This is a genomic window from Bacillus sp. HY001 (assembly GCF_007558965.1).
Taxonomy (GTDB): Bacteria; Bacillota; Bacilli; order Bacillales; family Bacillaceae_G; genus Bacillus_A; species Bacillus_A mobilis.
In genome coordinates this window covers 1-25,433 of sequence record NZ_VLTE01000040.1, presented here as the reverse complement: position 1 = coordinate 25,433, position 25,433 = coordinate 1, and the positions used below count along the sequence as shown (strand labels likewise).

General features: G+C 33.0%; 22 protein-coding genes. 16 read left to right on the top strand and 6 right to left on the bottom strand.

Annotated elements, in window-relative coordinates; translation table 11 throughout:
• The first annotated feature begins 64 nt into the window (after positions 1–64).
• The 10 genes from FOT98_RS19450 (at position 65) to FOT98_RS19405 (ending at position 14,254) form a co-directional block, all read left to right on the top strand.
• On the top strand, positions 65–406 hold the full coding sequence (locus tag FOT98_RS19450) for a hypothetical protein (RefSeq protein WP_063263353.1): 342 nt from the start codon (positions 65–67) through the stop codon (positions 404–406).
• Positions 407–441: 35 nt separating this feature from the next.
• Positions 442–1,452 (top strand): ParM/StbA family protein, encoded by a 1,011-nt coding sequence (locus FOT98_RS19445; protein WP_063263352.1) that lies wholly within the window; start codon positions 442–444, stop codon positions 1,450–1,452.
• A gap of 307 nt (positions 1,453–1,759) precedes the next feature.
• The gene (locus FOT98_RS19440; RefSeq protein ID WP_063263351.1) at positions 1,760–2,710 is read left to right on the top strand and encodes a magnesium transporter CorA family protein; all 951 of its coding nucleotides are present in this window, start codon (positions 1,760–1,762) and stop codon (positions 2,708–2,710) included.
• A gap of 539 nt (positions 2,711–3,249) precedes the next feature.
• Positions 3,250–4,839 carry a bifunctional metallophosphatase/5'-nucleotidase gene (locus FOT98_RS19435; RefSeq protein WP_063263350.1) on the top strand — a complete coding sequence of 530 codons (1,590 nt, stop codon included), beginning with the start codon at positions 3,250–3,252 and terminating at the stop codon, positions 4,837–4,839.
• A gap of 434 nt (positions 4,840–5,273) precedes the next feature.
• The gene (locus FOT98_RS19430; protein WP_063263349.1) at positions 5,274–6,605 is read left to right on the top strand and encodes an erythromycin esterase family protein; all 1,332 of its coding nucleotides are present in this window, start codon (positions 5,274–5,276) and stop codon (positions 6,603–6,605) included.
• A 499-nt stretch (positions 6,606–7,104) separates the two neighbouring features.
• On the top strand, positions 7,105–8,262 hold the full coding sequence (locus FOT98_RS19425) for a serine hydrolase domain-containing protein (protein WP_063263348.1): 1,158 nt from the start codon (positions 7,105–7,107) through the stop codon (positions 8,260–8,262).
• A gap of 856 nt (positions 8,263–9,118) precedes the next feature.
• Positions 9,119–10,384: a Y-family DNA polymerase gene (locus FOT98_RS19420; RefSeq protein WP_063263347.1), complete on the top strand. Its 1,266-nt coding sequence runs from the start codon at positions 9,119–9,121 to the stop codon at positions 10,382–10,384.
• 261 nt (positions 10,385–10,645) lie between these two features.
• Entirely contained in the window at positions 10,646–11,764 is a 1,119-nt protein-coding gene (locus FOT98_RS19415; protein WP_001265871.1) for a tyrosine-type recombinase/integrase, read from the top strand.
• 11 nt (positions 11,765–11,775) lie between these two features.
• A complete protein-coding gene (locus FOT98_RS19410) occupies positions 11,776–13,881 on the top strand; it encodes a tyrosine-type recombinase/integrase (protein ID WP_000824132.1) in 2,106 nt (701 codons plus the stop codon).
• Positions 13,874–14,254 (top strand): DUF6262 family protein, encoded by a 381-nt coding sequence (locus FOT98_RS19405; protein WP_001067218.1) that lies wholly within the window; start codon positions 13,874–13,876, stop codon positions 14,252–14,254. The genes FOT98_RS19410 and FOT98_RS19405 overlap by 8 nt, the downstream gene beginning before the upstream one ends.
• Positions 14,255–14,445: 191 nt before the next feature.
• On the opposite strand, the gene FOT98_RS19400 is transcribed toward FOT98_RS19405, so the two are convergent.
• The 4 genes from FOT98_RS19400 to FOT98_RS19385 all read right to left on the bottom strand — a co-directional run bounded on the left by FOT98_RS19400 (position 14,446) and on the right by FOT98_RS19385 (position 17,904).
• Entirely contained in the window at positions 14,446–14,823 is a 378-nt protein-coding gene (locus FOT98_RS19400; RefSeq protein ID WP_000450430.1) for a VOC family protein, read from the bottom strand.
• Positions 14,824–14,875: 52 nt separating this feature from the next.
• On the bottom strand, positions 14,876–15,739 hold the full coding sequence (locus FOT98_RS19395; RefSeq protein ID WP_000995745.1) for a helix-turn-helix domain-containing protein: 864 nt from the start codon (positions 15,737–15,739) through the stop codon (positions 14,876–14,878).
• Between the two features lie 303 nt (positions 15,740–16,042).
• Positions 16,043–17,308 carry a Y-family DNA polymerase gene (locus FOT98_RS19390; RefSeq protein WP_000272590.1) on the bottom strand — a complete coding sequence of 422 codons (1,266 nt, stop codon included), beginning with the start codon at positions 17,306–17,308 and terminating at the stop codon, positions 16,043–16,045.
• Between the two features lie 224 nt (positions 17,309–17,532).
• Positions 17,533–17,904, bottom strand: coding sequence for a hypothetical protein (locus FOT98_RS19385; RefSeq protein WP_000273950.1), 372 nt, complete (start codon positions 17,902–17,904; stop codon positions 17,533–17,535).
• Between the two features lie 184 nt (positions 17,905–18,088).
• Here FOT98_RS19385 and FOT98_RS19380 point away from each other — a divergent pair, with 184 nt between their 5' ends.
• Together FOT98_RS19380 and FOT98_RS32470 are read left to right on the top strand one after the other, a co-directional pair.
• On the top strand, positions 18,089–18,328 hold the full coding sequence (locus tag FOT98_RS19380; RefSeq protein ID WP_000899536.1) for a helix-turn-helix domain-containing protein: 240 nt from the start codon (positions 18,089–18,091) through the stop codon (positions 18,326–18,328).
• Positions 18,329–18,364: 36 nt separating this feature from the next.
• A complete protein-coding gene (locus FOT98_RS32470; RefSeq protein ID WP_154698455.1) occupies positions 18,365–18,502 on the top strand; it encodes a YueH family protein in 138 nt (45 codons plus the stop codon).
• Between the two features lie 265 nt (positions 18,503–18,767).
• On the opposite strand, the gene FOT98_RS19375 is transcribed toward FOT98_RS32470, so the two are convergent.
• Positions 18,768–19,514 carry a hypothetical protein gene (locus tag FOT98_RS19375; RefSeq protein ID WP_000355316.1) on the bottom strand — a complete coding sequence of 249 codons (747 nt, stop codon included), beginning with the start codon at positions 19,512–19,514 and terminating at the stop codon, positions 18,768–18,770.
• 471 nt (positions 19,515–19,985) lie between these two features.
• Here FOT98_RS19375 and FOT98_RS19370 point away from each other — a divergent pair, with 471 nt between their 5' ends.
• The 4 genes from FOT98_RS19370 (at position 19,986) to FOT98_RS32465 (ending at position 23,816) form a co-directional block, all read left to right on the top strand.
• Positions 19,986–20,252, top strand: a complete 267-nt coding sequence (locus tag FOT98_RS19370; protein ID WP_001045035.1) for a hypothetical protein — start codon at positions 19,986–19,988, stop codon at positions 20,250–20,252.
• A gap of 335 nt (positions 20,253–20,587) precedes the next feature.
• Positions 20,588–22,228 (top strand): peptide ABC transporter substrate-binding protein, encoded by a 1,641-nt coding sequence (locus tag FOT98_RS19365; RefSeq protein ID WP_000475303.1) that lies wholly within the window; start codon positions 20,588–20,590, stop codon positions 22,226–22,228.
• A 212-nt stretch (positions 22,229–22,440) separates the two neighbouring features.
• A complete protein-coding gene (locus FOT98_RS19360; RefSeq protein ID WP_001004561.1) occupies positions 22,441–23,664 on the top strand; it encodes an AimR family lysis-lysogeny pheromone receptor in 1,224 nt (407 codons plus the stop codon).
• The gene (locus FOT98_RS32465) at positions 23,661–23,816 is read left to right on the top strand and encodes a hypothetical protein (protein WP_000721800.1); all 156 of its coding nucleotides are present in this window, start codon (positions 23,661–23,663) and stop codon (positions 23,814–23,816) included. The genes FOT98_RS19360 and FOT98_RS32465 overlap by 4 nt, the downstream gene beginning before the upstream one ends.
• A 202-nt stretch (positions 23,817–24,018) precedes the next feature.
• On the opposite strand, the gene FOT98_RS19355 is transcribed toward FOT98_RS32465, so the two are convergent.
• A complete protein-coding gene (locus FOT98_RS19355) occupies positions 24,019–25,062 on the bottom strand; it encodes a tyrosine-type recombinase/integrase (RefSeq protein WP_001021532.1) in 1,044 nt (347 codons plus the stop codon).
• Positions 25,063–25,433: the final 371 nt, after the last annotated feature.

Here is a 25,433-nt window from a genome sequence, read left to right as displayed (position 1 = left end):
TAGATAAGTTAATTATTTTAGGTTGTAGTATGGAAGAAAATAAAAGTAGAGAAGGGTGAGAAAAATGAAACATACAATATTTAAATATGCTGCGATTGGGATTACGACCGGAGTCATGGTTTCTCTATTAAAAAAAGAAAATCGGAAAGCTATACAAACAACAGGAAAAAGCGTAAAAGACAAACTACAAGAAGGAAACATAAAGGAAACATTAGAGAAGGTAACAGAGACAAGTAAACAATTCTCTGTAAATGCAGCTAATGTTGCAAAACAAACATTACCGCAACTGCTTACAGCCACACCAGTTGTCATTTCTACCATTAAAGACTTAAAAGAAAACGAAAATAACAAAAAGAAAAAAGATGAAAAAGAATATATGAAAGAAGGGAAAGAAGAGAGTGCTTAGATTTAATTCTAAAAAGAGAAAGTGAGGAAAAAAGTATGAAATCTCTATATGCAATTGATGTAGGAATTGGTTTTACTAAGCGGGCATATCGACAGGATGTAGATTCTGAGGTGACGATTAAGAGTGAAGCTTCCACACTAGCCCCTGTACCTAATCATGCTGAAAGTGAAGATTTAACAAAGGTAAGTTTTATAGACTTAGACTTTGCATACTACATGGGAAATGAAGCACATCAATCTGACGCTTCATTTCTTCCTCCATTTGACGAAGAAATAGAAGATTATTATGAAAGCGAACAGTTTAAACAACAAATATTTGGTTGCATTGCAAAGGATTATAAAGAAAATGTCGTGTTACCTTTAGTTGTAACCGGGCTTCCCGTTACTTATTTTGGTAGTCAGCATGAGCAATTACAACGTGCACTAAAAAAAGAAACTTCCGTGCAAATTGATGGGAAATTTATTAATATTACGGTGGAAAATGCTTTGATACTTCAGCAACCTGTCGCTTTACATGCCTATTTCTTAAAAGAGGGAATCATTCAGGAACAAGATCGTATCTTAATTATTGATGGTGGATTTCGTACATTAGAAATGACAGATATGAAACAGAATGTCATTTTAAATCATTATGAGACGGAACTAGGATGTAGCAAGCCTTTGAAAAATATTAAGAATATCCTGCAGAATCATGCAGGGGAAAGTGATCACTTGCATATTAACGACATACCAAAAGTATTAGAAAAAGGATATGGAGGTCGAGAAGGAAATTCTCAGACAAGTCAGGTTGATACTTTGATTCAAAAAGAGTTGGATACACACTTCCAAGACGTTATGCGTGTATTACAAGAACAATTTAAGTTAGAGCAGTATGACACTATTATTTGGACAGGAGGAATAGTAGATATCCACAAAAAACGAATTGAAATAATGCAAGGTGAAATTTCTTCTTTCCGTATGGTAGACGCTTCGAAAGAGGCTGCACTTCATGGATACTACATGATTGGAAGTCAAGTATTTGACGACATAACCAATCAATCTGTATAGGAATCTAAATTATAATAACGACCGAAATGAAGTTCGTTGAATTGACGTGCCAAAGTATGTGGCTTCTTTTCCACATATAAATAAGAAAAGATGAAAAGTGCTTGTATAGAGGAAATGTTTAAAATTTAGCATCCAAATAACTAATATATAGGGGGCTTCCTTGTAAGAGAAGAAGACCTCCTATATATTAGTTCGTAATTTAGAGGATCTAAAAACTTTTCCTCCAAGACATGAATACCTACATATAAATTTCATATTACGGATATTATTCGATCAAACATTAAACTATTCAGAAAGGAAGAATAAGATGGAATGCATAAAAATGCCGAAATGGGATTGGTATCATGTGAAAACTAGTGAACTTGAAAAACTTTCTTCTATAATCCCTCCTGATGTAACATCTTATTTCTCTCAATTTGTAAAAAAAATAAGTTCTCCTTGTGAAAATGGATTATATGTTGATACGTTTTCACCAAGTCAAACTTGTGTATATGGTTCGTTTTTATATGATCAAGATAAAAAGGACGCCAAAATCCAAAAGTTTCTTCATTATTTCGTAGCGCATGGAATACTGATAACGGTCCAGGAAAAAGAGGAAGAGGATTTTCAAAAATTAATACATAATTTCTCTATAGGTATAAAAAATTGTAATAGTTCCGCTGAAGGATTATGTGCTATCTTATCAATGTTTATATCTCACTATTTACGAAATGTTGACTATTTTGAAAACAATTTCAGAAATGTGTTATGGGATTTTTACCATCATAATAACATAGCAGTTTTAGAAAGAATTTATCATATTCGTCATGAATTATTTATGAACACACATGTGTTTCGTTTAATACAAGAAGTGTTACAAGGCTTGGAGGAAGCTTGGTTAGAAAAACTAACAAACACCCTTTGTTATAAACAAACACACGTAAAATTAGAGCGTGGATTACAACTCGTTAAAGAGTACCAAGAAGAATTAGACACGATGATTCATTTACAAGAAGTTGTTTCTTCTCATCGTGGGAATGAAATTATGAAAGCTCTTACTGTATTAACTGCTGTAAGTACGCCTTTGACAGCCTTAGGAGCATTATGGGGGATGAATTTTAAATATATGCCTGAACTAGAATGGAAATATAGCTATTTAATCGCTCTCTTATTTATTATTTTCACAACAGGGGGTATGTATTTGTATATGCGATTCAAAGGGTGGACAGGTGATTTATTACGAGTAAAGAAAAAGAAATCTTTTTTTAAATCTAATTAATTCTGTTTATAAAAAATATGATAGATATTAATCTAGGTATATGGTTAGTAATATTTATGAATTGGGGTAGTGCCATATCCCCCTCAAGTTAAAGTTTTGATGTCTCCGCAATGATAAAAATAAAGCTTTATAAAAGATGCTCTTGGATAAATCCAGGAGCATCTTTTTAAATGCGGAGCAGTGCACCACTGTAATCAATTTAAAGAATCGAAATCTTCCCTAATGAAATTTCTGTTCATTTTTAAATAGTGATATTGAGATGTTAGGTTGATAAATCTCCGTTAGTTTTGAATTGAATATTCTTCTTAATAGCTAAAATGTAAGGATTAGCTTTTTTAGGTCTCTTATATGCATTTGTTTATTTCTATATAAATATAAAGAAAATAACTTGAATAACCCTCAAAACAAAGATTTTTTGTCAGAAAAAAATAAAACATTATTAATTTTTATAATTAGTAGAATTTTTGTAGAAATAATTCTCTTAATATATTAAAATAACATCGTATTATGTCAGATTTTAATTAGGGGAGAGAAATTTTATGTTGAAAAAAATCATTCCAGTTGCTTTAGCATTAAGTACAGTTACTTTTACTAGTGTATTTGCTACGCCTTCAGCCCAAGCAAGTACAGAACAAAACCGATACATAGATGTACAAATGCTCGGTATTAACGATTTTCATGGGCAACTAGACACTGTAAAAAAAATTAACAATAAAGATGCAGGGGGAATTGAGTACTTAGGGGCTTATTTACGTGATCGTGAAAAACAAAATCCGAATACATTAAAGGTACATGCTGGCGATGTTGTTGGAGCAAGTACTCCTGTTTCAGCATTATTACAAGACGAACCTACGATTGAATTTCTAAATGATTTGAAATTTGATGTTGGGACTATAGGAAATCATGAATTTGATGAAGGTGTTGCGGAAATGAACCGCCTTATTTATGGTGGATACCATGAGAAAACAGGAAATTTTAAAGGAGCAAAATTTCCATATGTTGCCGCAAATTTCTATAATAAATCCACTGGTCGTTTATTTTTACCACCATTTACTATAAAAAAGGTACAAGGAGTTCCTGTTGGATTTATCGGAGTCGTAACAACGGATGTTCCTAACCTTGTTATGCCTACTATGCTAAAGAATGTAGAAATTACAGATGAAGTTGAAGCTATTAACAAATCCGTAAAGCAATTACAAAAACTAGGCGTTAAATCTATCGTTGTTCTTGCCCATAACGGAGGTACAACAGATGGGAACGGCGTAACAAATGGTGATATCGCCCGATTAGCAAATGAGACTGATCCAGAAGTCGATGTTATTTTTGGTGGGCATAGCCACACCTATGTAAATGGAACTGTTAATAATAAACTTGTCGTACAAGCAAATTCTTATGGTATGGCTTTTGCTGATGTTGATGTAAAGATTGATCGTAAGACACAAGATATTGTTGAGAAAAAAGCAGAAATCGTTACAACTTACCATGAAGGCATAGAGCCTGATAAAAAAATAAAGAAGAAGATGGAGAAATATCAAGCAAAAATCGCACCTCTTGTTAATGAAGTTGTAGGTAAGTCTATTGCTCCACTAGACCGCAAACTCAATACAGCTGGTGAATCTACTCTCGGAAATTTAGTTGCTGATGCCCAGCGTGCAACGATGCAATCCCAAATTGCACTTATGAATCCTGGTGGTATTCGTAATGACTTAGATGCTGGTGATATTACATGGGGAGAGATATATGGTATTCAACCATTCGGAAATCAATTAATAAAAGTAAATTTAACGGGTCAAGACATTCGAGATATTTTAAATCAACAATGGCAAAAAGATATAACAAGAATGCTTCAAATTTCAGGGATCCAATACACTTGGGATGCGAACAAACCTAATGGAGAAAAAGTAACAAGTATTCGCTTAACAAATGGAGAAGAAATAATTCCTTCTAAAACTTACAGCGTCGTTGCTAACGCATTTCTAGCTTCAGGTGGAGATGGATTTGTATCCTTTAAAAACGGTAAAGATGCTGAAACAGGACCAACTGATTTTGAAGCATTAGTAGATTATATAAAAAAATCAAAAGAACCAATTCAGTCTATTATTGATGGAAGAATTCAAAAAAAAAATTAGGTTTTTATTAATCTCAAAAACAAATAGATTATCTGCGCACTATACTTTTTCGTGTGCAGGTAATCTATTTTTTGTGGGTTTGAAATAAAGTCTTACTGTGGCCAATGGTTATACCGTCTAGATGCAGAGTGCAGAAAACAATGGAGTAGACAAAAAATAACCCCTAAATTAACTCTATGATGAAGAGACTACAAATAATTAAAATTTGGAACTTCATATTAGCCCAATATTAACTACACTATAATGGATTGAAGTTCATGTAGTTTTATATTCGTATGAGTGAATTAAGGATTTCTTAAGAACCTATTAAGAAATAAGTGAGTTTTAGGAATTAGAATAAATGTATCTTAACAGTAATAAGAGAGGTAATGGTATTAAACGGTAGTCCTTATAGTATGTCAAAAATTAATAAATTAGTATTTCAGGAGGTTTTTATGAAAAAGAAAATAATTATTGCACTTAGTGCTTCTGCTATAATACTGACTAATTTTGTAGGAAGTACTTATGCGGATTCGAAAATAGAAGTTTCTGTTACAGCTCCCTACAATACAAATCAAATAGCGGGATGGTTAGAAGCACATGCAAAGCCTTTAAAAACAACTAATCCAACTGCATCTCTTAATGAGTTAAAACCACTTAAGAATATGGTAGGTTCAGCTTCAATCGTAGGTTTAGGTGAAGCAACACATGGGGCTCATGAAGTTTTTACAATGAAACACCGTATTGTTAATTACTTAGTATCTGAAAAGGGCTTTACCAACTTAGTTTTAGAAGAGGGGTGGGACAGAGCTTTGGAACTTGATCGATATGTTCTTACTGGTAAGGGAAACCCAATCCAACATCTATCACCTACATTTAAAACGAAAGAAATGTTGGATTTACTTGATTGGATTCGGCAATATAATGCTAATCCAAAACATAAATCTAAAGTGCGTGTCATCGGGATGGATATTCAATCAGTAAATGAGAATGTTTATAATAATATAATAGAATATGTAAAGAGGAACAATTCAGATCTTGTGCCTAGAATAGAAGCAAAGATAAAAGGTCTTATTCCTGTAACAAAGGATATGAATACTTTTGAGATTCTTTCGAAAGAAGAAAAAGAAAAGTATATTTCAGATGCTAAACAAATCAGTGCTTTATTAGAACAAAATAAAAGTTATCTAAATGGAAAATCCAAAGAGTTCGCATGGATAAAACAAAATGCCCGTATTATTGAACAGTTCACTACAATGTTAGCGTCACCTCCTGATAAAACATCGGATATTTTTTTGAAACATGATATCGCAATGTATGAAAATGCGAAGTGGACTGAAGAACATTTAGGAAAAACCATTGTATGGGGACATAATGGGCACGTTTCGAAAACAAATATGATTCCTTTTATATACCCTAAAGTAGCTGGGCAGCATTTAGCAGAATACTATGGGAAACGGTATGTATCTATTGGAACATCAGTTTATGAAGGACAATATAATGTTTATAATAGTGACGGTGAATTTGGCCCTTATGGAACATTAAAATCAGATGATCCAAACAGTTATAACTACATCTTCGGACAAGTTAAAAAAGATCAATTTTTTATTGATTTACGTAAGGCGAACGGAGTGACAAAAACTTGGTTAAACGAACAACATCCAATTTTCGCGGGGATAACTACCGAAGGGCCTACTATACCTAAAACTGTTGATATATCATTAGGGAAATCATTTGATATACTTGTTCAAATTCAAAAAGTGAGTCCATCTCAAGTGCATCAATAAAAGTAGAATCATATGTCTTAATGACAACGTGATAAATGTTTCATATAGCGCTATGAAATTTTGTTATATAGCAAGAAAAATAATCATATTAGAAAAAATCAGCAATGTAACTTGTTAAGAGTAAAAAGAATATTCAATATTTAAAGCGCAAAAAAACACTGAAGCGACATCGGTGTTTTTTTGCGCTTTCGGGCACAGATGTTACTTCAATCCTATCATTATAGAAACAATTTCAAATGTAAGGAATTCGTAAGGGATAGGTAAGGAAAAAGAGATTTTCAATGTGTAGGATAAAAATATAAGGAGGCATAAAGGAGGGAATAAGTACGGCCTACATATAAAACAATCAGTAACAAGAGTGTTTTGTGAAAATAATGAGTACAATGTTTGCAAATGCATTGTTGCCTTTTCATCATTGAGAGAATTAGTAGCTGTATGGTTCGTATATGACACAGCTATCAACCATCTATACAATTTTAATAGAAGAGAGGAATGCTTTATGAAAACACGCAGTAAAATTACATGTGCAAGTCTATCACTTTTAATAGCTGGGAGTTCCCTGTTATACATAACACCAGCCTCAATTGTAAAAGCAGAACCCATCCAAAATGTATCTAGTTCGTTACAAACAAGTACGCAAAGCGATCGTACTGCCGTTAAGAAAGCAATGCGAGATGAACTGCAACTTGGATACCCCGGAATACTCGCTCAAATTTCTAAGGGTGGTAAAACTTGGAGTTATACTGCTGGGGTAGCGGATCTGAGAACTAAGAAACCAATGAAAGAAGATTTTCGCTTTCGCATTGGCAGTGTGACGAAAACGTTCATTGCAACAGTTCTACTTCAATTATCTGGAGAGAACCGTTTAAATTTAGACGACCCCATTGAAAAATGGTTGCCTGGTGTCATTCAAGGAAACGGATATGATGGTAACCAGATTACGGTCCGGCAACTATTGAATCATACAAGTGGTATTGCTGATTATATAAACTCAAAAGACTTTGATATTACGGATATAAAAAAATCATATACGGCTGAAGAATTTGTAAAGATGGGGATTTCTCTTCCACCAGACTTTGCTCCAGGGAAGGGTTGGTCTTATTCAAACACAGGATACGTAATAATGGGGATCCTTATCGAAAAAGTAACAGGAAACAGCTATGCGGAAGAGGTTGAAAATCGGATTATTGAACCGCTTGATTTGTCAAATACATTCCTACCTGGCAATTCAAGCGTGATTCCAGGAACCAAGCATGCCCGTGGATATTTACAACTAGACGGAGCAAGTGAGCTAAAAGACGTTACTTATATTAACCCAGGTAGCTCGGATGGAGATATGATCTCTAATGCTGAAGACTTAAACAAATTTTTCTCTTACTTACTCAGTGGCAAATTACTGAAGGAACAACAACTAAAACAAATGCTTACTACTGTTCCTACAGAAAGAGAGGGAACTAGATATGGTCTTGGAATTCTTGAAATTACGCTTCCGAATGGTGTTACGGTATGGGGACACAGGGGTGCTGTTCCAGGGTTTTCCACTTTTGCTGGTGGAATACTTGGAGGAAAACGTACATTTGCTATCAACGCGAACAGTTTAAACATTCAGAATTCTGAATTTTTTAAAGATATTTTACTTGCTGAATTTAGCAAGTAGGCAAAAAGAAAAAACGAAAAAATTTTGTCATTTGTAATTTCAATCGGAATAGATTATCGCTCGAAATGAGTATAGAGGGGATGAAATATATAGAAACAATCAAACCAATCATGAGGGATAGCTAAGTAAAAGGATTAGTTTATGCATTGGTCGATTAAAAGAGTAACACATATAATGAGTGATTATGATACATACTATTGTATTTGTATGGGTATTGTCACTAATTGTAAATTCATATAAAGTGCGAAGTCTAATTTAAGACTTCGCACTTTTTTCGTTTAACAGCTTTTATTGTAAAGCTAGTAACAATAGAAAAAAGGAGGATGTAACTAGCTATGTGTATGGATCTTGGTACATGTGCTATGTAGGAGATTTTGCTGAAAAATATACAAGAAAAAATCAAATTTAGAAGAATATATGTATGGGAGACAAGAAAGCTGAAGTAAAATAAAAATCTTTGCTTTTTATTTTATTATCTTCACACATATAAGAAACAAAGGAATTTATCCCGCTTTAATGGGCAGTAAGACACCCACTTCAAAATGCAGCGAAAGCAAAGAATTTAGGTGGGGGTCGGGCTCCCCATAAAAGTCCGATTGGTGAGGGCTGATTAAAGTTTCACTTTATATAAAGTATGTTATTGATGATAAAGGTTTAATTGGTTTGTTTTAGTAGTTTTATATTTATGAGTTAATTGGGAATTATAGCGGTTTTGTATACATAATTTTTCTCGCCTTAATTGATAGCGCGTAGATATAACGGTTATTTTAACCAAAATTTTCATGAAAATACCTTCAAAAAGAACGTAAGTTCGTGTATAATAAGAACAAACGTTCTTTTGTTGGGAGTGATAACCTTGTATGATTATTCTCTTTTACCGAATCGTATTATTCTTTGTGTAGATCTTCGTAGCTTTTATGCAAGTGTGTCATGTATAAAAAAAGGACTTGATCCACGATATACGAAATTAGCTGTTGTAGGAGATGTAAATCGTAGTGGATCGATCGTATTAGCAGCAACACCGCCATTAAAAGCGTTAGGAATAAAGAAGATGGCAAGGTTGTACGAAATACCGAAGCGGCCAGATATTATTATTGTGAATCCGATTATGCATACGTATATGAAGTGTTCAACTTACATAACAGGTTTAGCTTTACAGTATGTTGCGCCGGAAGATTTTCATCAATATAGTATCGATGAGTTTTTTATGGACATGACCGCCAGTATTCATTTGTTTGCGAGTAATCCGTGCGAGTTTGCATTAAAGTTCAAGCGAGAAATATATGAACGTACACGGATCGAAAGTACGATTGGTATTGGGCCAAATTTATTATTAAGTAAAGTAGCGATGGATGTGGAAGCGAAAAAGAATAACGATGGAATAGCGCAGTGGACGTATGACGATATACCCGAGAAGTTATGGAGTATTAGACCACTCAGTAAATTTTGGGGTATATCGTATAAAACGGAAATGAAATTAAATCGAAAAGGTATACATACGATTGGGGATTTAGCGCAGTACCCGTTGAAGTATTTAAAACAATCGTTTGGTTTAATAGGGGAAGAATTACACTTGCATAGTAACGGGATTGATTTCAGCAGAATAGCAGAGAAATATGTTCCAGCGACAACATCTATAGCGAAAAGCCAAATATTATTTCGTGATTATTCAATAGAAGAGTTCACCGTTATTTTATTAGAGCATGCAGAAGAAGTTTGTTACAGATTGAGAAGTGAGAAGAAATACGCGCAAACGATTCATTTTTCAGTCGGATATAGTAGGGAATACGGGGGAGGAATAAAAAAAGCACATACGTTAAATAGAGCAACAAATTTAACGATGGATGTTTACAACGTTTGTACCTATTTTTTATACGAGAGGCATACAGGAGAGCCGATCCGATCGGTAAGCCTTTCATTAACAAATTTAATACATGAAGGGGAAGAGCAAATTTCGCTTTTTGATAACATTATACAAAGAGAAAAAGAAATGAGACTAACGAAGGTTATGGACGAAATTCGAACCCGATTTGGTAAGAACAGTATTTTACGTGGAATTTCCTACACAAGCGTCGCAACAGCAAGATATAGAAACACATTATTAGGAGGACATAAATCGTGATGAATGTTAATATGCCAAAAGGAAGAGGAATGGTAAAGTGGCAACCGTTTGTTAACTCTACTATAATAAAAAGCGAATAGTATGTTTAATATAAAAGTCTATTGTTCTTTTTTATCACATCATATAATGATTAACTATATGTTAGTAATTTAGTATGTTATGTTTAAAATGTAAGGAGTTTTTGTAGCTGGAGGATATCTTCTATAAGGTAGGTGTAAAAATAATTGTTAGATTTAGCATAAAATCTAGAGGAGGAATTCTATGCGTGTACAAGAGATCTTGCTTGAGAACAGTAAAAAATACATGTTAATTGATGAAAAAGGGATTCCGATTGTTCCGGTAGTAAAATATCTCAAATATTTGGATAGTACAGGTAAAAGTAGGAATACTCAAAAGACATATTGTTATGCCCTAAAACAATATTTTTTATATTTAAGAGAAACTGAAAAAAATTACAAAGAAATAAAATTAGAAGACTTGGCAGATTTTGTTGGCTGGTTACGTCATCCGTATACTAGTTTAAATGTAGCGTCTATTACTCCTGTGAAATCCAAAAAGACTGAAAAAACAGTAAACTTAACCATTACTACAGTTACAAATTTTTATGATTATTTATACCGTAACGAAGAAATATCTAAAGACATGAATGAAAAACTAATGCGTCAGATTTATACAGGAGGAAGAACACGATATAAGAGTTTTCTACATCATATTAATAAGAATAAGCCCTCTATTCGAAATGTATTAAAAGTAAAAGAGCCTCGTAAAAGAATTCAAATACTCACAAAAGAGCAAGTGCGACAAACTTTCACAGCTACTACAAATATACGGGATGCTTTTCTTATTCAACTTCTGTTTGAAACGGGATTACGTATTGGAGAGGCTCTTTCTCTATATTTGGAGGACTTTATATTTGACCATCAAAAAGGACATCGGATTCGCTTGAGGGACCGAGGAGAATTAGAGAATGGTGCAAAGCTCAAAACAGGAGAACGGGAGATATTTGTATCACAACACCTTATGGATTTGTATGATGATTATCTATATGAAATTATTGATGGACTGAATATTGAAACAAACTTTGTCTTTATTAAGCTACGTGGAAGAAATATGGGTAGACCTATGAATTATAGCGATGTAGAATCTCTCTTTAAACGCTTGCGAAAAAAAACAAAAATTGATATTCATCCTCACCTGTTACGACATACACATGCCACCATATACTACCAAGAGACAAAGGACATCAAGCAAGTACAAGAGAGATTAGGGCATGCTCAAATTCAAACAACAATGAATTTGTACCTCCATCCTTCGGACGAAGATATCCGTAAGGATTGGGAAAAAGCACAAGATGCATTTAAAATCGATGAGAAAAGCTGAAGGTGGTAAATATGAAGCGAAAACGACAAATAAATATAGGAGAAGTAAATTTTCATGAACGATTGAAATATGAGCTTTCTAATTATATAGAAAAAACAATCCAATCTGATGGGTCTGTTACCACTAACCGTGTGGAAAACCCCTATTTTTTAATGAATAACAATTGGAATATCAAATTCTTAGAAAGTATCCCTCAATTTCGGAAAATGGCGGATAATTACAAGGGGAAACGTCGAAATGTGCATTTTCGAATAAATAGTCCAACTGTTAATCTTGAAATAAAATATGTATGGTATCAAAAATTATTCAAAGAACAGTGGGCATTAAGTAGTGGTTTTAATCAAAAAGCTGCATTATTAAACAAATTATCCATTTTTCTTAACGAAAAGTACCCCCATCTTCCCTCTTTATTTGATTTGGATATGGAGAAGGCTGAACGAGAATGGTTGTTTTGGTTAGAACAACATGGAATTCCTACAACAAAGACATCAAAGACCACAATGTTCGACGGATATACACATAAATCCCCCGCAGCAACCTATTTTCGTATCATTCATTCCAACTTCTTGGTGTTAGCAGATCCGCGTGATGAATGGGAGAAAGATCGTTGGGATGTACGGATATTACATACCAAATATGGGATATCCTACAGCAAAAGTTTAACCGCGCATTTTCTTGATTTCACTAAAATAGAACCAATAAAAATAAAAGATAGTACAAAAAAATATATCAAGCAACGTTTAATGGGACGACAGGATCTTTCGTTTGCTACAGCAAGGGGCTATTCAAGAACTTTAACTAAATTTTTTTCTTTCATATTTTCATTAGAACCAACATGGAATGATTTGAAAGGTCTCAAACGATCTCACATGGAGCTATATATTCAATGGTTGCATGAAGACACCAAAAATAAAGGAATTGAAAATCCAGAAAGATATATATCAGAAGGTGTGAAACTTATAAGTAAGTTTTTAGGAGACATTCAAAAATACGAATATGATATTGCTCCAACTACAAACGTAAAATTATTAATTTTCCCAGGAGATAAACCTAAAGTGAAAAAAAAGCCCTATGGGCAAATTGATTACATTCCTGACTTTGTACTGGAACAATTATTCGTTCATCTTAACGAACTTCATAAAGACATCATACCGGTGGTATGGGTAGCGTTTAAAACGGGGCTTCGCATTTCAGATGTATTAGAACTCACAACAGATTGCCTTGTACAATTGAATGGTAAATATTCTATTGTAACTGATATTGAAAAAACGTTTGTACAAGGTCATCGAATTCCAATTGATGAGGAGCTCGCAAAAATTCTTTCGGTTTTAATTTCAAATTCCAAAGAAAATAGCACACAAGATAATAATCCAGAAAAATATATCTTTGTACGATATCAAGGAATAAGAAAAGGTAAGCCCTATACGCAAGGTTGGATTCGAAGACATTTGAATGAACTAGCAGAAAAGAAAAACATTGTAGATGAAAATGGTGATATCTTTCGTTTTAAGACCCATCAATTTCGTCATACATATGCTGTGAAATTATTGAATGGCGGGGCAGATATTTTAACAGTACAAGAATTACTAGCTCATGCATCTCCTGAAATGACTTTACGGTATGCTAAGCTATTGGATGAAACCAAACGAAAAGCATTCGAGTCTGTTATAAATCAAGGAGTTTTCAGCTTTGATTTGAATGGTGAGGTGCAAAAGATTAATGCGGGTGAAGATATTCCTGAGGATATCTTACAAGCACTCTGGCAAGAGCATAAATTAAATGCGATGGACAACCCTTATGGAACATGCCACGCACGATTGAAAGGAGATTGTCCACATATGGAAGCACCACCTTGTTTGACATGTAATAGTGGTAGCCCTTGCAAAGACTTAGCGATTGGATTTTCAGAGCTGGATATTGAAAAATATGAGTTGCACATTAAAACAACAACGAGGGCTGTAGAAATAGCTAAACAGCATAATCGTGAGGATATGGTTGAGAAACATGAAAGGAATTTAAACAGATATCAAGGTATCTTAAATAATATTAGAGAAGGTAATATCATTTTCGGCCGACAAAATCGTATAAAGAGAAAGTATGGTGTGAAATATGAATAATTATGATCGTAGAGAACAGTTAAAAGCAATTCACGCATCCAGAAAGGCAGGTACCGCTCAAAAAATTGATGAAGCTATTCAAAGGCTCGTGCGAGCCAATCAGAACATCAATTTTAATAGCGTAGCAAATGAGGCGGGTGTTGCTAAAGCAACACTCTATAACACTACTGAAATACGCGAACGGATTGAATCTTTACGCCAGAAACAAGCTCAAGTTTCTACTCCAAAGCAAATTAAACGGGAAACGGATGAGAACAATAAGGATGCCATTATTGCTTCATTAAAACGGAAAATTAAGAAATTGGATGGAGAAAATAAAGAAATACGCGAGCAGCTAAAATTTGCTTATGCAGATGTTTATAAAAAAATCTAATGGCACTCCGTTCCCTACATATTCAATAATCGTGCCATTTTGTTAATAAATAATTATTGGATTAATATTAAGCAGGGCGAACCGTACCACCATAAATAGTGGTAAAGCAAAGTAGAAATTTATCTAGCTTGTGAGATGCTAAAAAAATGAAAGAGATCGTTGATATTAGACGGCCTCTTTCATTGCTCTCATTAAGCTTGTATTTCACTCATTAAAGCATGGGTATTACCTTCTGTATCTTTAAAGAATGTCATCCATGTTTCTGTTTGTCCCATTTTCGCTACAATATGTGGTTCATCGATAAAAACAATTTCCTTGCTTAATAAGTCTTCATAAGTCTCTTTAATTTTTTCAACTTGAAAATAAATGACTGAACTAGATTGAGCAAATTCCTCTTTTTCTGGAAGGCTTAAAAAAAGACGCAACCCGTTACATTCAAAGAATGCTATGTTGTCAGTATTAAATAGAAGCGATAATCCTAGTTTTTCTTTATAAAAAGTAATTGCCTTATCTAAATCTTTAACTGGCACCCCAATTTGACCGACTTTCTGAATCATAGTAGTTTCCAATGAGAATTTCCCCTTTCGAATATTATTTCATTCTAATAATATACGGTTTAACTTAGTATTTCTTATCCAAAATCACCTTTTTTCGAAATTCAATAGGAGAAACCCCGACATGCTGTTTAAACATTTTGCTAAAAGATACAGGATTTTGTAATCCCAGTTCAAATGTTATATCAGTCATATTGAAATCTAGTTGCGTTAGAAGCTTTTTCGCTTTTAGAATTCTAAACTCTGATATATGCTGATGAGGCGTTTTCTCATATATTTGTGAGTATGTTCTTAATAAATGGTTTGGCGATAAACAAGCAATTTGAGCAATGTCATTCAATTTAATTGCTTTATCATAATAGGACCTTATATAATCATGTGCGATACTAATCCTTCTATATAATTCTTCTCGTGTAGAATTACGTAGTGCACTTAATGATTCGACTTCTCTCCATGTATTGAAATGTTCAATTAGTATAATTTGCATTAACTTGTGAAATTGTTCTTCATAACCAACTGGATCATTCTCGAGAATAGATAAGTTTTCTTTAAATTTCGTTATTTGAGACAGTAGAATTTTACTTGTATCATAAGTTTTTTCAAAGAATCCAATATAACTCTTATCCTTAAAAGGATCGCTAAGAAGTCTATTGTTCGTTTCTCTTAGTGAGCTTAAAATTTCCTCTGCAAATCCATCTTTAAAAAAGATACAAAAAGATTCTACTTCCTTATTTTCATCAATTGAAATTGTATAAGATCCTTCATTAAGAAGTAAATATCTGCTTTCTTCGACAGCAAAAAAACCTTTACTAGTCTTGTAATGCGCTTTTCCGTTAGAAAATGTTTTAATGGATAATTGGCCGTTCCCTTCCCAATAAAACTGGTTACTTTTTGCATGTAAAACAAAATTAGTAGAATCCATACAATTCATAATATCGTCTCCATAAACATATAATTATAACCTTCAGATAATTCAATTATACATAATAATGGAGGTTGGGTATAAAAATCTTTTCCTTCCCAATGAGTTTTGTTGAACTTTATCATGAATAATTTTTAAAAAAGTTATTCAACAATCGAGCGCGTTTGTTGAATAAGAAGTAAAATTGTTTTACATATTAGTCATATATAATACGTAAAATCCTTTGTTTTTTATGATTTTTTACAATTTAGGTCTTGATAACCGTTTGAGTCCATTTGACCATTTTTCTTCCTTTTGGCATATTAGCATTGTTCACGATTTGTGGCCCCCTATTAGTGTGTTTCTGTATCTAGCTGTGGCGCTATGCGTGTAGGAAATCCCCCGCAAAATACTGTTCTTCCCAAACCTTGTGCGTATTTCATCCATTACTTTTGTTAGTTTTACTTCTTTTTCTCGTTGCGTGACATTATCGAAAAGAGAAATTTGTTCCTCCCCTTCTTGAATTAGATTCGTTAAAGAGATGCTTATGCTGCGGATAGGTTCTCCAGTATATTGTTCATGTAAAAAGTATGTACAAATCTTATAAATATCCATTGTTAAGTTAGTCGGACGACTTAAAGTATGTGTTTTTCTAATACCACCGTTATAACTCTTGCTATAACCAACAGAAAAATGAACGGTTTGAGCAAGTTTGTTTTGTCTTCTAAGGCGATAACAGACTTCTTCAATGTGTTCCAGTAGGACAATCGGAAACTCTTCTATTGTATAGTCACGCATTAGAATTTGGCTTTTTCCAATTGAAGTTGTAGCAGGGACATATTTCTCTGAAATACGGCTGAAGTCAATGCCGTTACTATGTAAGTGCAATTCCTCACCAATCTTGCCAAAACTCTGCTTTAAATATTTAAGTGGATAATTTGCTAAATCTCCAATTGAGTATATCCCTTTTCGATTCAACTTTTCTTCTGTTTTGTACGAAATACCCCAAAACTTATTAAGTGGCCGTATGCTCCATAATTTAGTTGGGACATCTTCATACTTCCAATGAGCGATTCCTTCTTTGTTCTTCTTTGCTTCAATATCTAAAGCAACCTTGCTCATTAAAGGGTTCGGAGCTATTCCGATGGTACATTCAATGCGTGTATGTTCATATATTTCACGTTTGAATTTCATAGCAAATTCATAGGGATCGTTAGCGAATAAATGAATGCTGTCAGTAACGTCCATCAGAAATTCATCTATGCTATATTGGTGAAAATCCTCATAAGGAACGTATTGCAAAGCTAACTTTGTTATGTAGTTGGAGCATTTAATATAAGTCCCCATAATTGGATTTACAACTAGAATATCTTTGCGACGAGGAATCTCGTAGAGCCTTGCCATCTTCTTTACACCCAACGCTTTTAATGGGGGTGTTGCAGCTAGAACGATTGAACCATTTCTATTCACATCACCTACTACAGCCAATTTGGTATGCATAGGATTTAATCCCATTTTGATGCAGCTTACTGAAGCGTAAAAACTTCGTAAATCAACACATAAGATGATTCTATTTGGTAGGATTGAATAGTCATACACCCTGATTCCCCCTTAAATATAATAAGAACGTAGGTTCGTTTTTTTATTATACACGAACCTACGTTCTTTTATAAAGGGTATTTGAAATAAATTAGAAAAGTTTATTTCAAAACAAGAAATTGCACAACTGATTAATGGATACAACAGGTTTTTAAATAAGCTGTTGTATCGTATGCAACAAAAATAGAAAAAACTCGATCTAAGTTTTTATTAAATAGAATTTTTTATAAAGTTACACGCCATCTTATTTTACATGCCTGAAAAAACACTTGGAAAAGTTCTTCATTATATAAAGGTAAATCCGATAAATTTACTTTATATCCGTTAAATAATGATTGTCCAGCTTTAACAAGTGGTAGTGTTGTTCCAGTAAGCGCGCCAGGATTTACTCCTTTTATATCCTCTTCAGGAGAAATCAATGCACCTAATGGGGAGTATTCTGTCTTAAATAAATTCCAATCAAAACAATTGTGAATTTCAGGATGTGCAGTTATGTAGAAAGCTGCCTCGTATTCAGGATCATCACCAGGTTCAATTTTTTTAGCATCTAATAATTTAATGTAATTCCGTTCGTGTTCTTCGCTTGAAAAATACATTTCTCCATCTCCTTTATAAATAGAAGTAAAACGATATGATTATATTTTTTGTTTTCGCCATGTTATAGCATATCCCTTGTAAAAACTTTGTAAAATTATATGTAAAAAACTGGAATGTTAGTTGTAAATAACATAAAATAAGAAGTAGAGTTACTTATAAATAACAGAAATAGGAGATGAGAGAATGTTATTTACTTTAGATGAAATTATGACACCAAGAGAAGCGTGTGATCGTTTGGGAGTTTCACTTGACAGCTTACATATGAAATTAAATAGATTGAAAAATAGTGATATGTTAAATAGATTAATTAAAGACGGGAAAGCGAAATATTATAAACCCGAAGGGAAGCAAAGGGGAGAATGGATATTTACTGTCGAAGCAATGGAGGAATTGTATCCTGGGAAAATGGTGTCCAATCTTTAACTTGAAAGATATTATAACTGAAAAGGAGAATTTCGCATGAAGAGACATACTTTTAAGGTACGAGAAAACACATATGATGTGTATATGGAAGAGGTGAGCCGTAGCGAATGTTTGATTGCTATACCTAAGTTGAATTGGTCTTATCTGCTTCTATATGATATAAGTCGATTTTAACAGTATGAAACGTAATGTGAAAAAATGATTCAATCGCTAATAAGATATAGAAGAGAAGATTTAGAAAATACAGCTGTGTTTTCACTACCGTTAGTGGTAGATAAAAAAGAGATACTATTAAGAGTTGAAAAAAATTTAAAGTACCGCATATAATTCACTAGATTCTTATTATAGGAGAGCTGCTTATATAATAAAGGAGGTACATGGTACATAATGAAAAATAAGAATAAAAGAAATCGGGAAAGAAAAGGACTCTTTGAATGAATCATGAGTCCTTTTTATCATTTAGAAGTGAAATTTGATTTGAAATGTATTCATTCATTATTGATTGGTGATAGTTAATCCAAGTTTCAATAGTCATATCGGCATCTCTAGCAAACTTTTTCGCATATTTATGTACAGTTTTATTTGTTTCTTTAAATCCATATAGGTTAATACCACCGGTGATTTCACCGATAAAATTAAATTCTTTGTGTTCACCAGGATAATAATTAAAGGCAATTTGATGGATTGTAGTGTCAACTACGTACCCTTCATAGAGAATATAAGAATGAAGTCCGAATGCACCGTTTTGATACATATTTTTAAGTATATGTTGATCGTGGAATTCATGGTGATAATAGCCTTGCATAAAGGATAATTTATTTCTGGATATTTCATTTGATTCTAATAATAAACAGTAAAGTAAAACACTTGCATAAATGCATAAACCACCGTTTTCATTGTGTTTTAAAACTTCTTTCCAGGCTGTATCCTCTTTTTTTAGAAAAGAGGATACTAGGTTATGATCCTCATATAAAGCAGCGTGAGTCAATTTTGTTAGATATAGAATCGGTTTTATAGTCTGTGCTGTGAAAAGATTCCCCGGTGCTCGTTGACTTTGATAGTGAGTGGGTTTTTGTTTTTTGTAATCATAACTTGTAAGCCATCCTTTTTTAAATACGGAAGAAATGTTTTTAACAGCTGTATTATGCGGATCTTGAGACTTGCTTATTTTCAAGGATATATCCATAAGAATCCTCCATTTGAGTTTGTAATTTCACATATCTTAGTTTTAGAGATTAATATTTACATTATATGACGGGTGCAAAATTGTTACCAGAAGTTACTTTGTTGGGAGGTAATCTCCAATCAAAAAAACCATAGAGAAATATATATTTATTTTAAAGGTAACATAGGAATATAATCTATGCATCAGACAAAAAGAAATCCTGTTGGGAATTTTAAGGATGAGTGCCGTGGAGAAAATAACACAATACATCTTCATTTAGTTTTACTAGTTCTTTCCTACTGTATTCCTCTATGTTAGTAGATGATAAGGGGATAAAAATGGTAAACTTAAATAAGTAATTGTATATTTTGAGGGCGGTCGAGTTGCTAGCCTTTCCCTTATTCAAAGAGAAAGGCTGAATTTAGTAGGTAAATTAGAGGGAACTAAATATTTTATTAAATAAAAAGAGGCGAGAAAGGATGGGGAATTAAGATGAATAAAGTTGGTTTGTTGTTAAAAGTAATCGTTACAATAGGTTTTTGGCTATATTTCTTTCCTGTAATACTTAACCCTAATAATGTTCCTTTTAGATTTCTTTTGAATACTTTCCCAGATGATATTGGAGGAACGGTTTTTAATTTCATGATTTTTTCTATTGGATATGTAGTTTATTTTTCCTTCGTAGTATTCATGGCACATAAGATAATTTGGTCTGAAACACCTAAATTAAAGAAAATACCAACAAGTAACAATGAATAAGAAATACATTCAGGTATTTAAATATACTAGTTAATGTGTAGTTTTTAAATATAACTTGGGTATTCGTATTTGTTGAGAATAATTCTGTCTATTTTACCAACATAATTTCACATACCACGTTTAAATTATTAATTAGTGATTGACACAACAATCTTTAGAGTGCTACGTTTTTAATATTAAAGTGATAAGTGGTTTATTAATTAGATGCAACATATATGAGAATAGATGCTGAAATAAGTTTAGAGAATGGAAAACTCTCTTCTGATATTCTGTAAAATTCCATATACGGATAATTTAATTATATAAACCATACATGTAGAGAGGAAGAAAGTAAGATGTTTAAAAAGGTTACATCGGTTGTTGCTTCTGTTTTATGTACTAGTTTTCTATTAACTGCTTGTAGTGGAGAGAAAGAGACTAAAAATACAGCAAAGGCAACTGACAAGAATGAAACAAAACAATCCATTAATTTACCGTATATAGCGGAGATCCCAACAATGGATGTAACAAAGGCAACTGATAGTGAATCAATGAATGTAATGCGTAATGTTTTTGAAGGTCTGTACACACTAGGAGAAGATAATAAATTGATTCCTGGAGTGGCACAATCTTATGACGTAAGTGAGGATAAAAAAACGTACACGTTTCATTTGAGAGAATCGAAATGGTCAAACGGAACGCCTGTAACAGCTGCTGACTTCGCGTTTTCTTGGAAACGTGCTGTGAATCCTGATACAGCAGCAGAATATGCATTTCTATTCTTTGATATAAAGAATGCAAAGAGAATTAATAGTAAAGAGCTACCTGTAGATCAGTTAGGGGTAAAAGCAATAGATGATAAAACATTAGAGGTGCAATTAGAGAAGCCTGTCCCTTATTTTATCGAATTGACAACGTTCGCAACGTTTTTACCCATTAACGAAAAGTATTTTGAATCACAAGCAAAGCAGTATGGCTTAGAAGCAAGCAAATTGGTTTATAACGGAGCGTTTACATTGGATAATTGGAAGCATGAACAAGGTTTTCAGTTGAAAAAGAATCCTAACTATTGGGATTCTAAAACAGTGAAATTAGATGAGATTAACTTTGATATTGTGAAAGATAAATCAACAGAAATAAATCTATATGAATCAGGTCAGCTTGACCGTGTAGGACTAACAGGTGAGTTTGTAGATAAATATAGAAAGAATCCCGACTTCAAGGAACGTTCTGAAGTTACAGTGCAATTCCTACGTATGAATCAAAAGAATGAAGTATTAAAAAATAAAAATGTTCGTTTGGCAATCAGTCAAGCAATGAATAAGAAAGCCTTTGTAGATACAGTTTTGAATAATGGTTCTCTTCCTGCAGACGGTTTTATACCAGTCGATTTTGCTACAAGTTCGGACGGAAAAGACTTCCGAAAGGAAAATGGAAAATTAGTAAAAGATGATGTGAAAGCAGCGAAGGAAAACTGGAAGAAAGCAAAGCAAGAACTTGGGAAAGAACAGGTAACATTAGAATTGCTTACAAGTGATAATGTGTTTGCTAAAAAGAATGCGGAGTACTTAAAAGGTGAATTAGAAAAGAATTTAGAGGGATTAACGGTCAATGTGAAGCCGCAGCCGCGCAAACAACAAATTCAATTGCTACTAAATAGTAATTATGATTTAGGTGTTGATGTATGGGCTCCCGATATTCCTGATCCAATCACATTTTTAGATATATTCGCGACAGATAGTAGCTATAACTTTGATAAGTATTCAAATCAGGCATATGATGAACTAATTCATCAAGTGAAAACAGATTTAGCTGGTAATGAAACTGCTCGTTGGGAGGCAATGAAACAAGCAGAAAAAATATTATTAGAAGATGGAGCGGTCGCACCATTTTATCAATCAGGCAGATCATACTTACAGCGTTCTTCTATTAACGGAATTATAACAAACGACTTTGGTGGAGAATTTAACTATAAGTTTGCTGAAATTAAAAAATAAGTAAAAAAAGGAGTCGAACATCTTCGACTCCTTTTAGTTTGCCATTTGATACACTTATGCATAATTGCATATGCAGTTATACTATTATAACAACTACAAATAACACATTTTTTGATATGCTTATGGTAAAATACCATATACTAACATTAGGTTGGAATAATATAATAAGAGATATTGCAGCATTCTTTTTTAGATTTAGAAGGGGAAATAATATGAACGAAATGCTTAAGAAAGAAGATAAAACTTTGGAACAAACATTGAAGAAATTCTTGGATAGAATTATTGATGAAATTGATTTCCAAAGAAAAAATCAAGAAGATATTGCAAAAATAGTTGGTATTTCTCCTGGAACTCTTTCTAAAAATTTAACTGGAAAAAACCAATTTGGATTTTGGAATTTAATCAAGTTACTGAATATATTATATCCGAGTGATTTTCATAAACAGAGAAAGATGTTACACACTTTCTGTTCTGTCACAACAAGTAAGAAAAACTTGAGGATTGCCATGGAATATGCGAATGCAAAAGGTGACTTATCACTTCTCAAGTTATTAGTAGATCGAGAGAGAAAATCTTCACTCGCAATGAATAGAGAGTGGGCTTATGTATATGAAATGGTATTACTTAGAAGTAACGGGACGATTAAAAAGCAGGAATTGTTATCCAGGCTTGAAGACCATAAGGGGAGTAAGATAATTAAGACAATCGAGATGAAGGTCTTATGTGGTATATTAACTTACTACACTATGTATGATTTAGAAAAATACAATTCTCTGTTCGAGTATGCCGAGATGTTGCTTCCAGATATTAATGCAATTACCGATAGTTTTATTAAGTCATCTTATTTAGGTAGGATTAAAGAAGGATTAGCTTATGCCTATTTAGTACAAGATAACCTTAAAATGTCTAGGAAATTATGTAAGGAAATTTTAGCGATAGATGATCCTAAAAATTGTTTCCACCTTTTAAGAGCATCAGCACTTGCTTATATAGCAGAATCATATACCTTTGATTGTTATGATAGTGCATCTTGGTATATGAAGAAGGCACTAAAGCAGTTAGGACCATGTAATTTTGAAAGGGAAAAACAAAGAAAGCAATCAATTCTTAACACCTATGCTTTTATTAAGTTAGTGAATAAGCAAGAATTGGAGAATATTGATATATATCATTCTGCAGAAAAATCTTTTTTAGAAATTATTAGAGGGAATCACAAGAAAGCAGTTGAAATCCTGAATGATATAGAAAAGAAAAATGGTATGCTCACACCGATGCAATATTGCTATTTAGGGATAGCAAAGAATGATATTTCTTTAATTGAAAAGTCAATTATGCTACTAGAGTGCGCTGGGAATCGCTTCTATTGTAGATTCCCTAAAAAAATAGTGGTAGAATTTAATGGAAATGGTATAATGTACGAAGGTGGTGCTATATGAAGAAAATATTATTTATATTAACAAGTATCGTTTTAGCGGCAGGAATTGTTTACACCGCTGCTGGTAGTAAAGAGCAACCAAACAAATTAGTGAAAAAAGATTCAGAACAATTATTAGCTAGAATGGCTGATCCTGGAAGTGGAATGGGTTGAGCCTTAAATAATTCGAATGCGATTGTCTCAGTAGAGGCAATCGCATTTGTTGTTTTTAGGGATATTTCCTAAATATCGATTTTGAAATTCGTGAAATGTATGTGAAGAATTCACAAACTGAAAACGAGAACCGAATTGAATTGAAATTTTAACTCCTAAAATCGACACATCGAATCGAGAATCTTCCTATTATATATACTTACTAAAATAATGAATTTCCAATATCTATTGTGGCCAAGTTTTGACGTCTTGTACGTTCTCTTAAATAACGTTCCGTCGTCATAATAGACTCATGTCCTAAATAGTCCCTGATTTTTTTTAATTCAATACCCTTTTCCATTAAGTAATTAGCCATGAAGTGCCTACAAGTGTGAGGAGTAATTCTATCCTGTCGATAGCGCAGAAAAGTTAAATTTGTTTCTTCAATTTTTTTTGCCACAAGAGAAGATAGATAGTCTGCTCTATAATTTGATCCATCAGCTTTAGGGAGAAAAGCGGAGGTATTCGATGCATCTAGTTTTGTTGTTTGTTTACGTAAACTTCGAACATGGCATAAAGCATCCAATGTATCTTCAAAGATACGAACTTCCCTACTTTTATTCCCTTTACCAACTACACGAAGTAGATAGGCATTTAAAGATGAATGAAAGACCAAATCTGCCCATTTAGCAGTTGCGATTTCTTCGATTCGTAGTCCTGTTGTAGTTAACAGGAAAAATGCAGTGTAAACAAAATAGTTGGATTTTTTCAGTTCATCTAATATCTGGGTAACTTCTTCTGGATAAAGGTCACGATTGACTAGCTCTTCTTTTTTTACGGATACTTTTTTAAGGCGACTACTAAAGTTGTCTGAGAGTCCGTTATTATCATACACATATTTTAAAAACTGCTGAACTACTGTTTTCTTTTTACGTAATGTAGTGGCAGCATATTTCTTACTTAATTCATAGAAGTAGATTTCCACGTCATTATGGGATAACTCCTGGATGGTTCCGATTGCTTCTTTTATGTAGCGAAGAAAATGAGAAAGATCGTGCAGATACTGTTGTTTTGTTCGCTCACTTCTTTTTTTCGTTAAAGAAGGCTCATCGTGTAAAAATAAATAAACTAATGATTCTTCACTTAATTGGGAGTAGTCAATATTACGGATACCCAAACCCATAATTTTTTCAAAATGACTGCTATCAAAAAAATCTGATTTTGATTTTACAATTTGGTTATTATGTTCGTAATTTATAATATTCAAATTTAAACACAACCTTTTATAGAATTAAATATTAAACAAATATTTTTATATAAAATTTTATAATTCTAATTATACCACAATAAATACATAATTTATTGTGGTATAAAATGAAATGTTTAAATATATATTTTTGGCTTATTATTTAACGTTTCTATTTAGGTAATGTATAATGGAAATGTTTAATTGATTTTTTTGTACATTTCAATCCAAATGCGGTAGGAGGAGATTTTTTTGACTAGTCTTCGTCTGAAAATTTTACAAGAAATCCATAACTTAGAAGATACCCATTGTTCAATTTGCCCTCTGAACAACCTATCAGTGAATTGTACAGATGAGCAAGAACAGGCAAAACAGAGAAACTACAAACATTG